A 15,199-nucleotide genomic window follows, 5' to 3' on the forward strand; every position below is an offset into this window, starting at 1 on the left:
TTTAACACCCTTTCCCTGTTACGATTTTTTGGTAAAGCGAAGGGACATCCTGCAACTTATCTACGCCTCTGTACATCCCCATGCGCCCAGGCCTTTGATAATAAGACCACTTACTAATCCCATAAACCAGCAGTAACCAGTAATCAGCTAAAATAGAGGCTTGCTGCTCAAGAGAGTAATCAGTGAGCTTTTCTTTATCCAGCCTGTAGGTATATTCAGCAGCCCAGCTAAACGCACCCCGCATTCTCACCCATTGCCCGTGTTGGTGTTGCCAGACATGCCCCAATTCATGGATGAAAACATATTTATCTTCAACAAAAACCGAGTTTGCGGAAAAGTCTTCCCTGTACATCTGTTTTCTGTACCACAACTCCCCGTTGGGAGTCATCGCGTAGTTCTGTTTCTGGAGGCCGAACGGTAAATAGCTGTCGCAATGAATCCAGACACGGCTATACACTATCGAATCACCGAACACTCTGCGAGCCATTGCAATCTCGCCTAAGGTCATCCGGCGCAATGTTCCTTCCTCTGCATATGCGCTCATAAACTATCCTCCTTGTATGATTTATCTACATCGTAAAAACATAAGTCGAAATAGTCTATACGCGAACATTAGCCATTTATTAAACACAGTGACGGTGCAAACACTACTCCCCGTTGGTGATACAGCAACAAGCGGAGCCGTTAGGCGACAACATCAGACCGTCAGAGGGATCATACTTTACGTGTACCCTTGCGGGAGCGTGGCTGAAACGTTGATAAAGCCTACATGTCGTTTGTAGTTATGGTTATTACGTGGCTCATATGGCCGCACATCGGTCTTAAATGCGTCTGAGCAGTCTGTCGATGACATAACAATACCAGTGTGGCTTTTTCTTCACGTTTTGCTATCGCGGAGTGAGGATGCAACTGACACCAACGCTGAGTTATCTTGTTTTCTCACCATGTAACTTAGCGTGACAGTTACCAAGGGCGGATCACGATGGCATAACTCATAGGCGGCTAAAACAGATAATTATTTAAGCTGCTGATAGAGAATGATTTTAAGGCGTTCGTACGAGGGGAGAGATCTGGAGCGGGCGAAGGGAATCGAACCCTCGTATAGAGCTTGGGAAGCTCTCGTTCTACCATTGAACTACGCCCGCTTTGAGGTGCGTAAGGCATTATAGACCTTACGCCTCTTCATACAAGCCTTTCCCCCACTAAGTGGCGATTAAATAATCACTTAGCACTTCGGCTTACTGCCCTGCGCCGGAAGATAACGCTGCGGATCGATGGCCGTGGCCTTATAGCGGATCTGGAAGTGCAGCTTCACCGTATCCGTCCCGGTACTGCCCATGGTCGCAATCTTCTGCCCCGCCTTCACGTTCTGCCCATTATTGACCAGCATCGTGTCGTTATGCGCATACGCCGTAATGTAGTCCTCACCATGCTTAATCATGATCAGGTTACCGTATCCACGAAGCTGGTTACCGACATAGACCACCTTCCCGGCCCCTGAAGCGTAAACCGGTGTGCCGCGTGCGGCAGCGATATCAATACCTTTATTGCCACCTTCCGAGAGCGAGTACGGCGCAACCACTTTTCCGCTTGCAGGCCAGATCCAGCAGCGCTGACCGACCGGCGGCCAGGATGATTTAGGCACCTGATAGGATGGCGTGACTTTGGCTGTTTTACGCGTTGAGGACTTTTTCCCTGAGGAGGAACCGCCGTTAACCTTGAGCTTCTGCCCTACCTCAATAGTATACGGTGGAGAGATTTTATTCAGGCGCGCCAGCTCCTTCACGCTGGTTCCCGTGGCGCGTGAGATGCGGTAGAGCGTGTCCCCGCGCTTAACGGTATAGACTGCACCGGAATAACTGCCCATATCCGAAGATTTACTCCCCGAGCATCCTGCTACAAGTAGCGTCAGCGTCAGGCAGAAAACGGCAATGATCGGGTTTCTCGTCAGGCTTCCTGCAAACAAAACAGCTCCTCGGTCAGCGTGAATGGCGCACTATGATAGCAGCCCAAACTGATGCGGGTCATGCCCTTTTCCGCTCTGTGGGCCAAACCGTTCGCATAAGAATGCAGTATAATAATTCCGCTGATGGTGCTGAACCATTAAGCATTTTGGCACTGGAGCATCAATGAGTATTCAAGAACACGTTATTTTGGTAAATGACCAGGGAAAGGTGATTGGCACTCAGGAGAAGTACGCCGCGCACACGTCACACACCCCGCTACACCTGGCCTTCTCTTCATGGCTGTTTAACGCTAATGGAGAATGTCTGATCACCCGGCGCGCATTAAGTAAAAAAGCCTGGCCCGGCGTATGGACCAACTCCGTTTGCGGCCATCCACAGGCCGACGAAGCGACAGAGCAGGCGATTATCCGCCGCTGCCGCTTTGAAGTCGGCGCCGAAATCACAGACATCACCCCCATTGCCCCGGAGTTCCGCTACCGTGAAGCCGACCCGTCAGGGATCGTTGAAAACGAAATCTGCCCGGTCTATGCCGCCCGCGTAACGAATACCCTCGCAATCAATGACGATGAAGTGATGGAGTATCAGTGGGTGGAGCTGGACGCGCTATTCCGCGCGCTGGACGCCACACCGTGGGCATTTAGCCCGTGGATGGTGCAGGAAGCGAACACCGCGCGTGAAAAACTCAGCGCCTTCGCGGCGCAATAAAAAAGCCCCGGCGATAAACGCACGGGGCTTTTTTTACGTCTTAACGGCTTATTTCACCGGACGCATCGCCGGGAACAGGATCACGTCGCGGATGGTGTGGCTGTTGGTGAACAGCATCACCATACGGTCGATACCAATACCCAGGCCAGCCGTCGGCGGCAGACCGTGCTCCAGCGCGGTCACGTAGTCTTCGTCGAAGAACATCGCTTCGTCGTCGCCTGCCGCTTTCGCGTTAACCTGATCCTGGAAGCGCTGCGCCTGATCTTCTGCATCGTTCAGCTCGCTAAAGCCGTTACCGATTTCGCGGCCACCGATGAAGAATTCGAAGCGGTCAGTGATTTCCGGGTTCTCGTCATTACGACGCGCCAGGGGAGACACCTCCGCCGGGTATTCAGTGATGAAGGTCGGCTGAATCAGGTGCGCTTCGGCCACTTCTTCGAAGATCTCGGTCACGATACGGCCCAGACCCCAGCTCTTCTCAACCTTGATACCGATGCTTTCAGCGATCGCTTTCGCAGAGTCGAAGTTATCCAGATCCGCCATGTTGGTTTCCGGACGGTATTTCTTGATCGCTTCGCGCATGGTCAGTTTTTCGAACGGCTTGCCGAAGTCGAACACCTCTTCACCGTAAGGCACCTGGGTGGTGCCCAGAATGTCCTGCGCCAGGGTGCGGAACAGGGATTCGGTCAGCTCGATCAGATCTTTGTAATCCGCATACGCCATATAGAGTTCCATCATGGTGAACTCTGGGTTATGACGTACGGAGATACCTTCGTTACGGAAGTTACGGTTGATCTCAAACACACGGTCGAAACCGCCGACCACCAGACGCTTCAGATACAGTTCCGGCGCGATACGCAGGTACATGTCCAGGTCCAGGGCGTTGTGATGGGTGATGAACGGACGGGCAGAGGCACCGCCTGGGATCACCTGCATCATCGGGGTTTCTACTTCCATAAAGTCGCGGTTAACCATGAACTGGCGAATACCGGCCATGATCTGGGAGCGAATTTTGAAGGTCTTACGGGATTCATCGTTAGAGATGAGATCCAGGTAACGCTGACGATAGCGCGCTTCCTGATCCTGCAAACCGTGGAACTTGTCCGGCAGCGGGCGCAGGGCTTTGGTCAGCAGACGCAGTTCGGTGCAGTGGATAGACAGTTCACCGGTCTTGGTTTTGAACAGTTTACCTTTAGCGCCCAGGATATCGCCGAGGTCCCACTTTTTGAACTGCTCGTTGTAGATGCCTTCCGGCAGGTCGTCACGAGAGACGTACAGCTGAATGCGGCCGCCAACGTCCTGTAAGGTCACGAAGGACGCTTTACCCATGATACGACGGGTCATCATGCGGCCCGCCACGGACACTTCAACGTTCAGCGCTTCCAGCTCTTCGTTCTCTTTACCGTCGAAGTCTGCGTGCAGTTGGTCTGAGGTGTGGTCACGACGAAAATCGTTCGGGAACGGCACGCCCTGCTCGCGCAGCGCTGCCAGCTTCTCGCGGCGGGTTTTCAGTTCGTTGTTAAGATCGACTACCGCGTCAGCGCCCTGTGCTTGTTGTTCAGACATGTTGGTTCCTCATAACCCTGCTTTCAAACTTGCTTCGATAAATTGGTCCAGGCTGCCGTCCAGCACCGCCTGCGTGTTGCGGGTTTCAACCCCGGTACGCAGGTCTTTGATGCGGGAGTCATCAAGGACGTAAGAACGGATCTGGCTGCCCCAGCCGATATCGGACTTGTTGTCTTCCATCGCCTGCTTCTCAGCATTTTTCTTCTGCATCTCCAGCTCATAAAGCTTCGCTTTCATCTGCTTCATGGCCTGGTCTTTGTTCTTATGCTGGGAACGGTCGTTCTGGCACTGTGTTACCAGCCCGGTTGGAATGTGGGTAATACGCACCGCAGATTCCGTACGGTTAACGTGCTGACCACCCGCGCCGGATGCGCGGTAAACGTCGATACGCAGGTCCGCCGGGTTGATGTCGATATCGATATCTTCATCGACTTCCGGGTAGACAAACGCGGAGCTGAAGGAGGTGTGACGACGGCCGCCGGAATCGAACGGGCTCTTACGCACCAGGCGGTGAACGCCGGTCTCGGTACGCAGCCAGCCGTAAGCGTAATCGCCAATAATCTTGATGGTGACGGATTTGATACCCGCCACTTCACCTTCGGACTCTTCGATAATCTCGGTTTTGAAACCGCGCGCTTCCGCCCAGCGCAGGTACATGCGCATCAGCATGCTCGCCCAGTCCTGCGCTTCGGTACCGCCAGAACCTGCCTGAATATCGAGATAGCAGTCAGCGCTATCGTATTCGCCGGAGAACATGCGACGGAATTCCAGCTGCGCCAGCTTCTCTTCCAGCACGTCGAGCTCTGCCACGGCTTCGTTAAAGGTTTCTTCGTCGTCGGCTTCGACAGCCAGCTCCAGCAGCCCAGAAACATCTTCCAGACCCTGCGCCATTTGATCCAGCGTATCTACGATGGCTTCGAGGGAGGAACGCTCTTTACCCAGCGCCTGAGCGCGCTCAGGTTCGTTCCAGACGTCCGGCTGTTCCAGCTCGGCGTTTACTTCTTCGAGACGCTCTTTCTTGGCATCGTAGTCAAAGATACCCCCTAAGAACGTCAGAGCGCTCCGTGAGGTCCTGAATGCGGTTTTTTACCGGATTAATTTCAAACATGGTCTGTTTTCTTTTATGAGCTTGTCAAAATGCGGTGATAAGAGCGGGATTGTACCGAATCCACGCCCTTTTTTATAGAGATTACTGACGCTAAATTGGCCAGATATTGTCGATGATGATCTGAAGGGAGCGGTTACCGCGGAACTCGTTAATATCCAGCTTATAGGCCAGCTCAACCTCGCGCACGCCGTTGTCCGGCCAGATGGAGGTATCAACGTTAAAGGCGATGCCGTCGAGCAGCGGTCCGCCGCCGACCGGTTCCACCATCACTTTGAGATGGCGTTCGCCCACGATGCGCTGTTGCAGCAAACGAAAACGTCCGTCGAAAAGCGGCTCCGGGAACATCTGCCCCCACGGGCCGGCATCGCGCAGCATCTGCGCCACCTCCATGGTCATTTCAGCCGGTGAAAGCTCACCGTCAGAAACCACTTCACCCTGCAACAGAGCCGGATCGATCCACTCGGTGACCAGTTCGCCAAACAGACGCTGGAATTCGTCGAACTTCGCCTCTTCCAGCGACAGGCCTGCCGCCATCGCGTGACCGCCGAACTTAATCATCAGGTTCGGATGCAGCGTATCCAGACGCTCCAGCGCATCGCGCATATGCAGACCCTGAATGGAACGACCGGAGCCTTTCAGCGTGCCGTCCCCGGCGGGGGCGAACGCGATCACCGGGCGGTGGAAACGCTCTTTAATGCGCGACGCCAGAATGCCCACCACGCCCTGGTGCCATTCGGGGTGATACATCGCCAGCCCGCCCGGCAGGGTATCGCCGCTGCGCTCCAGCTTTTCGCACAGGGTCAGCGCTTCGGCCTGCATGCCCTGCTCAATCTCTTTACGGGTCTGGTTGAGTGCGTCCAGCTCACTGGCCAGCACGCGCGCTTCGCCGATGTTGTCGCACAGCAGCAGCGCAACGCCAACCGACATATCATCCAGCCGCCCCGCCGCGTTCAGGCGCGGGCCGAGGGCAAAGCCTAAATCGCTTGCCGCAAGCTTCAGCGGATCGCGGTTGGCAATTTCCAGCAGCGCCTTAATCCCCGGACGGCATTTACCTGCCCGAATGCGGCTTAAGCCCTGCCAGGTGAGAATACGGTTATTGGTATCGAGTGGCACCACGTCCGCCACGGTTCCCAGCGCCACCAGATCGAGATACTCCGCGAGGTTCGGCACGGCAATTCCGCGCGATTCGAACCAGCCCTTATCTCGCAGCAACGTGCGTAACGCCAGCATCAGATAAAACGCCACCCCTACTCCGGCCAGCGATTTCGACGGGAAATCGCAGTCGCGCAGGTTCGGGTTAATGATGGCTTCGGCGGCAGGCAGAGTTTCTCCTGGCAGGTGGTGATCGGTGACCAGTACCGGGATCCCCAGCGCATGGGCATGATCGACCCCCGCATGAGAAGAAATCCCGTTATCCACGGTCATGATCATCTGTGCGCCACGGGCGTGGGCCTGATCGACCACTTCCGGGCTGAGGCCGTAGCCGTCTTCAAACCGGTTCGGCACCAGGTAAGTCACGTTATCGCAGCCCAGCGCACGCAGGCTGAGCACGCTCAGCGCGGTACTGGTTGCGCCGTCGGCATCGAAATCGCCCACCACGACAATCCGCGTGCCTTCCCGGAACGCGTCGTAGAGCATTTCAGTCGCTTTTTCGATGCCACTCAGCGCTTGCCAGGGCAGCATGCCTTTGACGCTGCGCTCAAGATCGCTTGCCGTACGCACGCCACGGCTGGCGTACAGCCGCTTTAACAGCAGCGGAAGCGTGTCTGGTAAATCCGCGGTTTCACCTGCATCGCGGCGGCGCAGTTTTATCGGGGCTTTCACGCGAATTATTTACCACCCATCTGTTTCTGGTGCTCGTCGAGGAACGCCTTCATCTCTTTTGGCCCCTGGTAGCCCGGCACCACGTAGCCGTTACTCAGCACAATGGCTGGCGTACCGCTCACGCCAAACTGTACGCCCAGCGCGTAGTGGTTAGCGATGTCGATATCGCAGGACGCGGGCTTCACGCCTTTGCCGTTCATCGCGTCATCAAAGGCCTTGTTGCGGTCTTTCGCACACCAGATCGCTTTCATATCCTGCTCAGGCTGGCTCTGCACGCCGGCGCGTGGGAAAGCCAGGTAACGCACGGTAATGCCCAGCGCGTTGTAGTCTTTCATCTCTTCATGCAGCTTGTGGCAGTAGCCGCAGGTGATGTCGGTGTAGACGGTAATAACGTGCTTTTCCTGCGCCGCTTTGTAGACAATCATCTCTTTTTCGAGCGCGTTCAGGTTTTTCATCAGCAGCTGGTTAGTGACGTTCACCGGCTGCGCGCCGCTCACGTCGTACATAGGCCCCTGAATGATGTGCTTGCCGTCTTCGGTCACGTACAGCACGCCGCTGTTGGTCAGCACCGTTTTCATGCCAGCCACCGGCGCTGGCTGGATCTCGCTGCTGGCGACGCCGAGTTTCGTCAGAGACTGTTTAATGGCGGCATCGTCCGCATGGGCAAAACCGGAAACCGAAGCTGCCAGCAGTGTGAGCAGCGCTAAAGACTTTTTCATATTTGTTCCTGTAACAATTCGTCGGCACTCACGCGCGAGGGTGGTGCTGTTGGTGTAGCTGCCGCAGGCGTTCCGTCGCGACATGGGTGTATATTTGCGTCGTTGAAAGATCGCTGTGTCCAAGCAACATCTGCACCACGCGTAAATCAGCGCCGTGGTTTAACAGATGCGTCGCGAAGGCGTGACGCAAAACGTGCGGCGACAGCTTCTCACTGTCAATACCCGCCAGTGTGGCGTAATGTTTTATGCGATGCCAGAACGTTTGTCGCGTCATCTGCTGCGCGCGCTGGCTCGGGAACAATACATCTATGGAGACGCCGTTCAGCAGCCACGGACGCCCGTGTTCCAGATACGTCTCCAGCCAGTAGACCGCCTCTTCACCCAGCGGCACCAGCCGTTCTTTGTTCCCTTTACCGATAACGCGCACCACGCCCTGACGCAGGCTGATATCGCTCATCGTCAGGCCCACCAGCTCGGAAACGCGCAAGCCCGTGGCATACAATAGTTCAAGCATGGCTTTATCGCGTAACTCCAGCGGAAGGTCAACTGCGGGCGACTGTAATAATCTCTCAACTTGTGCTTCGCTGAGATCTTTTGGCAGCCGCTGAGGCAGTTTAGGCGATGCCAGCAGTGCGCTGGGGTCATCCGCGCGGATCTTCTCGCGGTACAGGTGCTGGAACAGGCGGCGCATGGCGCTCAGCAGACGTGCAGAGCTGGTGGCTTTGTACCCCCCTTCCATCCGCTCAGCCAGTAACCCTTGCAGGTCATCGCTTTGCGCGCTTTCAAGCGTCAGCCCACGATGTGCCAGCCACTCGACCAGCAGCGTGAGATCCCGACGATAGGCGCTGAGCGTATTTTCAGCGAGGTTTTTCTCCAGCCACAGCGCGTCGAGAAACTGTTCGATGAGTGCGAGATCCTTTTCCACATCAGCCCCTTTGGTTCTGCAATCTGGCCATTATGCCTGAATGCCATCGGTTTCTGGTACACTACGCGTAAAGTCATAGCAAGAATTGAGATAGTTACGCGATGAATATTGGTCTGTTCTATGGTTCCAGCACCTGCTACACCGAAATGGCGGCGGAGAAAATTCGTGACATCATTGGCCCGGAACTGGTGACGCTGCATAACCTGAAAGATGACGCGGTTGCCTTGATGGAGCAGTACGATGTGCTCATTCTGGGTATCCCTACCTGGGACTTTGGTGAGATTCAGGAAGACTGGGAAGCCATCTGGGATCAGCTCGATTCAGTCAATTTTGAAGGCAAAATCATTGCGATGTACGGCATGGGCGACCAGTTGGGCTACGGGGAGTGGTTCCTTGACGCACTCGGCATGCTGCACGACAAACTGGCGCCAAAGGGCGCGACCTTTATCGGCTACTGGCCTACGGAAGGCTATGAGTTCACCAGTCAAAAACCGATTATTGCCGACGGTCAGCTGTTTGTCGGGCTCGCGCTGGATGAAACCAACCAGTACGATCTTAGCGACGAGCGCCTCCAGAGCTGGTGCGAGCAGATTCTGGGTGAGATGGCCGAGCAATTCAGCTGATTTACTCCTGCGTCGGCTGTTGCACGATCAACCGGCGCAGATCTCGCCACTCCGAAGGATCCATACTGTCTGCGGCCAGCCACAGGTGCTGGCGACGGTTATCCTCGACCCGACGCAGCCGTAGCATCATCCCGGTGTTAAGCATCCACGGCGTCCCCATCATCTCCCACTCTTTTCCCTGCCAGCGCAGGCGAGAATCCATCAGCAGCTTAATTTCACCCTGACGGGCGTTGATTCGACGCTGGCTGCGCACGCTGTCAAACACCACAAACGACAGCAATAGCAACCACAGAGGGGTATAGCTAAGCGGCCACGGCACCAATAACACCAGTGCCGCCACCAGCCCGTGGAGCAGTAAGGACATCCACTGTGAGCGCCACGAGACGCGAAGATCAGATTGCCACAGGACCACGTTCCTGATTCCGTGTTTGAATTAATTGCACCATCCGTTGCAACTCGGTGTCGGCGGGCTTGCCGTGATTCATCAGCCAGTTGAATAAATCCGGATCGTCAGACTCAAGCAGACGGACAAACAGGCGCTTATCGTCATCGCTTAAGCTGTCGTACTCATACTCGAAGAAAGGCATGATGGAGATATCAAGTTCACGCATGCCGCGACGGCACGCCCAGTGAATACGGGCCTTGTTGTTAATATCCATGTTCTGTTTCCTGCATTACGTTTGGCACAGTCGGTATCCCGTTTGGTATTCATTATTGCTCTCCGGGAACACCTGCTAGTGTAACGTGTTTTTGACCGTTTCTTTACTGGAATATTGCGAACCTCGAGCAGGCTCCCTGAATAATCCTTATAAAGACAGCGGATTACTCTATTTTGCGTAGCGCCACGCATAACCGCGTAATGGCACGAATGGCCTGCTGAAAGCGCTTGCATTGAATACAGTCTCTTTTACCATTAGGTATTATCAAAGCGTTAAGCAATTCAGGACATCACTATGGCATTTACACCATTTTCTCCTCGCCAGCCCGCCGCCTCTGCGCGTCTGCCGCTGACGCTGATTACTCTTGATGACTGGGCACTGGCGACACTGACTGGTGCGGACAGTGAAAAATACCTGCAAGGCCAGGTCACGGCGGACGTGGCGCAGTTGACTGAGCACCAGCATCTGCTGGCCGCGCATTGCGATCCAAAAGGCAAAATGTGGAGCAACCTGCGTCTGTTCCGCCGTCAGGACGGATTCGCCTTTATTGAGCGCCGCAGCCTGCGTGACGCCCAGCTTAAAGAGCTGAAAAAATACGCGGTCTTTTCTAAAGTCACCATCGCCCCGGACGATGAACACGTTCTGCTGGGGGTCGCGGGTTTCCAGGCGCGTGCAGCGCTGAAAAACCTGTTTGCCGAGCTGCCGGATGCTGAAAAACAGCTGGTCAGCGAGGGAGCGACCTCCATTCTGTGGTTCGAACACCCGGCGGAGCGCTTCCTGCTGGTAACCGACGAAGCAACGGCGGAACGCGTCACTGACGCCCTGCGCGGTGAAGCACAGCTCAACAACAGCCAGCAGTGGCTGGCGCTGAACATCGAAGCGGGCCTGCCGGTGATTGACGCGGCAAACAGCGCGCAGTTTATCCCGCAGGCGACAAACATCCAGGCGCTGGGTGGTATCAGCTTTAAGAAGGGCTGCTACACCGGTCAGGAAATGGTGGCGCGTGCGAAATTCCGCGGCGCGAACAAACGCGCCCTGTGGACACTGGCTGGTCACGCCAGCCGTGTGCCGGAAGCGGGTGAAGATCTTGAGATGAAGATGGGCGAAAACTGGCGCCGTACCGGCACCGTGTTAGCCGCCGTCCAGCTCGATGATGGCCGCCTGCTGGTGCAGGTTGTCATGAATAATGATATGGAGCCCGACAGCGTGTTCCGCGTGCGGGATGATGCAAACACGCTCAGCATTGAGCCGCTACCGTATTCTCTGGAAGATTGATGCTGTATCGCCCGGTGGCGCTGCGCTTACCGGGCCTACGGTGTTGATATTCTCCCTCTCCCTGTGGGAGAGGGTCGGGGTGAGGGCATCAGACCGCACCTTACAAAAAAACTACACCTGCCCTACATACAGATAAATTGCCAGGAAGTGACACACGCTGCCGCCCAGCACAAACCCGTGCCAGATCGCATGGTTATAAGGGATACGCTTGCAGACGTAGAAAATCACGCCCAGCGAGTAGACCACCCCGCCCACCGCCAGAAGCGTCACGCCCCCCACCGCCAGCTTAATGGCTAACTGATACACCACAATCAGCGACAGCCAGCCCATTGTCAGATAGGTAACCAGCGACAACACTTTAAAGCGGTGCGCAATGGTCAGCTTAAACAGGATCCCCAGCAGCGCCAGGCTCCAGATCACAATCATCAGGCCACGCGACAGCGGTGAGTTGAGCCCCACCAGCAAAAACGGCGTGTAGGTACCTGCAATAAGAAGATAGATAGCGCAGTGGTCAAATTTCTTAAGCCATATCTTCGCCCGTTGATGCGGGATCGCGTGATACAGCGTTGAGGCCAGGAAAAGCAGGATCATACTCCCGCCATACAGACTGTAGCTGGTAATGGCCATCGCGCTGGCGTTGGTATCCACTGCCTGTACCAGCAATAACACTAAGCCGACAATCCCAAAAACCAGGCCAATGCCGTGGCTTATACTGTTGGCTACTTCCTCAGCCAGCGAATATCCCTGTGCGATTAATGGTCTGCTCACCATACTTAACTCCGGGAAAACAAAAGATGATTATTCATCGCCAGTCTATGCTAACTGAGAATGATTCCAGTGAACACCTGTTAGCTAAAATAAATCAACATTCAATATTTATCCTTATAAATCAGTACAATGCAAAAGAAATCCACCGCACAGATGTAAATGATTTCATTAACATCTGAGTAATCAAGGAGATAAATCCGTCTCCCGCCCTTCGTCATCATGGTATGCTTCAGGAATAGTGTCCGACAGCGAGTTTAGCCATTGTGAGTATGTTCAGCCATTCCGCCATTGCCAGCCTCAACAATCTGGAAATGATGGTCTACAACTATGTCATTAAGAACCGCGATAAAGTGATGTACATGACCATCCGCGAGCTGGCGGATGCGGCTGGGGTCTCTACTACCACTATCCTGCGCTTCTGCCGCAAGCTCAACTGCGATGGTTACTCGGAATTTCGGGTGCGCTTTAAACTCTATCTGGAGCAGAACGAGCCGCAGCAGGCGAATTTTGGTGCCAGTGAAATCATCAGCTTCTTTAAAAGCGTAAATAACGAAGAGTTTGATGCGCTATTAGATAACGCGGTCGATATTATTTTATCATCTGAACGAATTATTTTTGTCGGTGCGGGCACCTCCGGATCGCTGGCAAAATATGGCGCACGTTTCTTTTCAAATATCGGGAAATTCAGTAACCATATCGACGATCCTTATTTCCCGGTCACTAACGACATGGCTAAAAATGCGCTGGCCATTGTACTCTCCGTCTCCGGCGAAACCGAGGAGATCCTGCGCTTCGCCAGCCAGTTCAGCCTGCACCACTGCAAGGTGCTCTCAGTCACCAGCCACGAACATTCACGTCTCGCAAAGCTGGCGGACTTTAACCTCTCCTGGCACGTACCGCAAACGCGCATTGGCGGCGTTTACGATATCACCACGCAAATTCCCGTCATCTATATTCTGGAATCATTAGGCCGGAAACTGGCGAAGAAATTAACAGAATAAAACATCCTGTTTTTTTGATGTGACAAATTACAATTTCCGCAAAATGTTATATCGTGACATTTAATTCCGCTTTGCTAGACTCGAAATCAATAAGTCCTGAATTGAGAATAGCAAAGATGAAAAAACTCACCTTACCGAAAGATTTTTTATGGGGCGGCGCGGTAGCGGCGCACCAGGTTGAAGGCGGCTGGAACAAAGGCGGCAAAGGGCCAAGCATCTGCGACGTGCTCACCGGCGGCGCACACGGCGTTCCGCGAGAAATCACACAGGAAGTGATTGAAGGCAAATATTACCCCAACCACGAAGCCGTCGACTTCTACGGCCATTACAAAGAAGACATCAGGCTGTTTGCCGAGATGGGCTTCAAATGTTTCCGTACCTCCATCGCCTGGACGCGCATCTTCCCGAAAGGCGACGAAACTCAGCCAAACGAAGAGGGGCTGAAGTTTTACGACGACATGTTCGATGAACTGCTGAAGTACAACATCGAGCCGGTGATCACCCTTTCCCACTTTGAAATGCCGCTGCACCTCGTTCAGGAATATGGCGGATGGACCAACCGTAAAGTGGTCGATTTCTTTGTGCGCTTCTCGGAAGTGGTATTTGAGCGCTACAAAAATAAGGTCAAATACTGGATGACCTTCAACGAAATCAACAACCAGCGCAACTGGCGTGCGCCGCTGTTCGGCTACTGCTGCTCTGGCGTGGTCTATACCGAGCACGACAACCCGGAAGAGACCATGTACCAGGTGCTGCACCACCAGTTCGTGGCCAGCGCGCTGGCGGTGAAAGCCGCACGCCGCATTAACCCGGAAATGAAAGTCGGCTGCATGCTGGCGATGGTGGCGCTCTATCCATACTCCTGCAAGCCAGAAGATGTCATGTTCGCTCAGGAATCCATGCGCGAGCGCTACGTCTTTACCGACGTACAGCTGCGCGGCTATTACCCGTCTTACGTGCTGAACGAGTGGGAGCGCCGTGGCTTCTCCATCAAAATGGAAGCGGGCGACGAGCAGATCCTGCGTGAAGGCACCTGCGATTACTTAGGTTTCAGCTACTACATGACCAACGCGGTCAAAGCGGAAGGCGGTAGCGGTGACGCCATTTCCGGCTTCGAGGGCAGCGTGCCGAACCCACACGTCAAGGCGTCCGACTGGGGCTGGCAGATTGATCCGGTAGGCCTGCGCTATTCGCTGTGTGAACTGTACGAACGTTATCAGAAGCCGCTGTTTATCGTGGAAAATGGTTTCGGCGCCTACGACACCGTGGAAGAGGACGGCAGCATCAACGATGACTATCGCATCGACTACCTGCGCGCCCACGTGGAAGAGATGATGAAGGCGGTGACCTGGGATGGCGTGGATCTGATGGGCTACACGCCGTGGGGCTGCATCGACTGCGTCTCCTTCACCACCGGCCAGTACAGTAAGCGCTACGGCTTTATCTACGTCAACAAGCACGACGACGGTACCGGCGACATGTCCCGCTCCCGTAAGAAGAGCTTTGAGTGGTATAAAACCGTCATTGCCAGCAACGGCGAAACGCTGTAATGGCTCGCCCTCTCTGCAAGCGGAGAGGGCAAACCGCTTATCTTCCAGACACTTCTTTACAGCTTTTGCGTTGCCAAAATATGTTCGCCCGATAATATAGGCGTCCTGAATATTTGAGGCGAACATGATCAAGCGACAACGCAACGCTATCCTGCTTGTAGCCCTGGCCTGCCTGGTGGTGCTGATATGCACCGCCCAGCGGATGGCCGGGATGCACGCGCTTGTCATGAACGTCACCGCCACGAGCCAGTCTGTCCAGCAGGGGCAGGAGAGTACCGACGCACCGGTAACCCCGTGTGAGCTTAGCGCCAAGTCGCTGATGTCGGTCCCGCCTGTTTTATTTGAAGGCGCCCTGATTGCCGTCACCCTGCTGCTGGCGTTGCTGGCAGCCAGTCCACCGCGCCGCGAACGGCAGTGGCCTCCCCGCGTTATCTCCCCGCCCCGGTTAAGGGTGCATCTGCGATTATGCGTCTTCCGTGAATGAGCCTTCGCCTGTTACTTCAGGTTAA

The 15,199-nt window shown here is 54.7% G+C and carries 16 protein-coding genes and 1 tRNA gene; 6 read left to right on the forward strand and 11 right to left on the reverse strand.

Going from position 1 to position 15,199, the window contains the following annotated elements; all coding sequences use genetic code 11:
* Nucleotide 1: 1 nt before the first annotated feature.
* The 3 genes from ACOTYH_RS11020 to actS form a co-directional block, all read right to left on the reverse strand.
* Nucleotides 2-544 (reverse strand): type IV secretion protein Rhs, encoded by a 543-nt coding sequence (locus tag ACOTYH_RS11020; protein WP_033487626.1) that lies wholly within the window; start codon nt 542-544, stop codon nt 2-4.
* Nucleotides 545-1,071: 527 nt separating this feature from the next.
* Nucleotides 1,072-1,145: transfer RNA gene (locus ACOTYH_RS11025), tRNA-Gly, on the reverse strand.
* Nucleotides 1,146-1,225: 80 nt separating this feature from the next.
* Nucleotides 1,226-1,966, reverse strand: coding sequence for an amidase activator ActS (actS, locus tag ACOTYH_RS11030; RefSeq protein WP_421637737.1), 741 nt, complete (start codon nt 1,964-1,966; stop codon nt 1,226-1,228).
* Between the two features lie 163 nt (nt 1,967-2,129).
* Here actS and idi point away from each other — a divergent pair, with 163 nt between their 5' ends.
* Nucleotides 2,130-2,672 carry an isopentenyl-diphosphate Delta-isomerase gene (gene idi, locus ACOTYH_RS11035; protein WP_003863454.1) on the forward strand — a complete coding sequence of 181 codons (543 nt, stop codon included), beginning with the start codon at nt 2,130-2,132 and terminating at the stop codon, nt 2,670-2,672.
* 48 nt (nt 2,673-2,720) lie between these two features.
* Here the strand turns inward: idi and lysS are convergent, their stop codons facing one another.
* The 5 genes from lysS to xerD all read right to left on the reverse strand — a co-directional run bounded on the left by lysS (nt 2,721) and on the right by xerD (nt 8,814).
* Entirely contained in the window at nt 2,721-4,238 is a 1,518-nt protein-coding gene (gene lysS / locus ACOTYH_RS11040) for a lysine--tRNA ligase (RefSeq protein WP_003863452.1), read from the reverse strand.
* A gap of 9 nt (nt 4,239-4,247) precedes the next feature.
* Nucleotides 4,248-5,346, reverse strand: a protein-coding gene (gene prfB / locus ACOTYH_RS11045) for a peptide chain release factor 2 (protein WP_096147815.1) whose coding sequence is annotated in 2 segments (ribosomal slippage) — nt 4,248-5,270 and nt 5,272-5,346 — 1,098 coding nt in all. Because the reading frame shifts where the segments join, the coding sequence is not laid out codon by codon here.
* A 90-nt stretch (nt 5,347-5,436) separates the two neighbouring features.
* Entirely contained in the window at nt 5,437-7,170 is a 1,734-nt protein-coding gene (recJ, locus tag ACOTYH_RS11050; RefSeq protein ID WP_017382886.1) for a single-stranded-DNA-specific exonuclease RecJ, read from the reverse strand.
* Between the two features lie 5 nt (nt 7,171-7,175).
* The gene (gene dsbC / locus ACOTYH_RS11055) at nt 7,176-7,889 is read right to left on the reverse strand and encodes a bifunctional protein-disulfide isomerase/oxidoreductase DsbC (RefSeq protein ID WP_421637738.1); all 714 of its coding nucleotides are present in this window, start codon (nt 7,887-7,889) and stop codon (nt 7,176-7,178) included.
* A 28-nt stretch (nt 7,890-7,917) separates the two neighbouring features.
* Entirely contained in the window at nt 7,918-8,814 is an 897-nt protein-coding gene (gene xerD, locus ACOTYH_RS11060) for a site-specific tyrosine recombinase XerD (RefSeq protein WP_003863442.1), read from the reverse strand.
* A 101-nt stretch (nt 8,815-8,915) separates the two neighbouring features.
* Between xerD and fldB the strand changes: the two genes are divergently transcribed.
* On the forward strand, nt 8,916-9,437 hold the full coding sequence (gene fldB / locus ACOTYH_RS11065) for a flavodoxin FldB (RefSeq protein WP_015571793.1): 522 nt from the start codon (nt 8,916-8,918) through the stop codon (nt 9,435-9,437).
* A gap of 1 nt (nt 9,438) precedes the next feature.
* Here fldB and ACOTYH_RS11070 read toward each other — a convergent pair whose 3' ends face one another.
* Nucleotides 9,439-9,849: a protein YgfX gene (locus tag ACOTYH_RS11070; protein WP_047738334.1), complete on the reverse strand. Its 411-nt coding sequence runs from the start codon at nt 9,847-9,849 to the stop codon at nt 9,439-9,441.
* On the reverse strand, nt 9,830-10,096 hold the full coding sequence (sdhE, locus tag ACOTYH_RS11075; RefSeq protein ID WP_003863437.1) for an FAD assembly factor SdhE: 267 nt from the start codon (nt 10,094-10,096) through the stop codon (nt 9,830-9,832). Before sdhE ends, ACOTYH_RS11070 begins: the two co-directional genes overlap by 20 nt.
* A gap of 294 nt (nt 10,097-10,390) precedes the next feature.
* Between sdhE and ygfZ the strand changes: the two genes are divergently transcribed.
* Nucleotides 10,391-11,371 (forward strand): tRNA-modifying protein YgfZ, encoded by a 981-nt coding sequence (gene ygfZ, locus ACOTYH_RS11080; RefSeq protein ID WP_022649306.1) that lies wholly within the window; start codon nt 10,391-10,393, stop codon nt 11,369-11,371.
* A gap of 111 nt (nt 11,372-11,482) precedes the next feature.
* Here the strand turns inward: ygfZ and trhA are convergent, their stop codons facing one another.
* Complete coding sequence (gene trhA / locus ACOTYH_RS11085) at nt 11,483-12,142, reverse strand: PAQR family membrane homeostasis protein TrhA (protein WP_003863433.1); 660 nt, start codon at nt 12,140-12,142, stop codon at nt 11,483-11,485.
* Nucleotides 12,143-12,408: 266 nt separating this feature from the next.
* On the opposite strand from trhA, the gene ACOTYH_RS11090 reads away from it, so the two are divergent.
* The 3 genes from ACOTYH_RS11090 to ACOTYH_RS11100 all read left to right on the forward strand — a co-directional run bounded on the left by ACOTYH_RS11090 (nt 12,409) and on the right by ACOTYH_RS11100 (nt 15,174).
* On the forward strand, nt 12,409-13,140 hold the full coding sequence (locus ACOTYH_RS11090; protein ID WP_015571796.1) for a MurR/RpiR family transcriptional regulator: 732 nt from the start codon (nt 12,409-12,411) through the stop codon (nt 13,138-13,140).
* A gap of 116 nt (nt 13,141-13,256) precedes the next feature.
* The gene (locus ACOTYH_RS11095) at nt 13,257-14,690 is read left to right on the forward strand and encodes a 6-phospho-beta-glucosidase (protein WP_154123108.1); all 1,434 of its coding nucleotides are present in this window, start codon (nt 13,257-13,259) and stop codon (nt 14,688-14,690) included.
* A 124-nt stretch (nt 14,691-14,814) separates the two neighbouring features.
* The gene (locus tag ACOTYH_RS11100; RefSeq protein ID WP_003863427.1) at nt 14,815-15,174 is read left to right on the forward strand and encodes a hypothetical protein; all 360 of its coding nucleotides are present in this window, start codon (nt 14,815-14,817) and stop codon (nt 15,172-15,174) included.
* Nucleotides 15,175-15,199: the final 25 nt, after the last annotated feature.

The sequence above is a fragment of the Enterobacter cloacae complex sp. SHL001 genome, assembly GCF_049236825.1.
Taxonomy (GTDB): Bacteria; Pseudomonadota; Gammaproteobacteria; order Enterobacterales; family Enterobacteriaceae; genus Enterobacter; species Enterobacter hormaechei_C.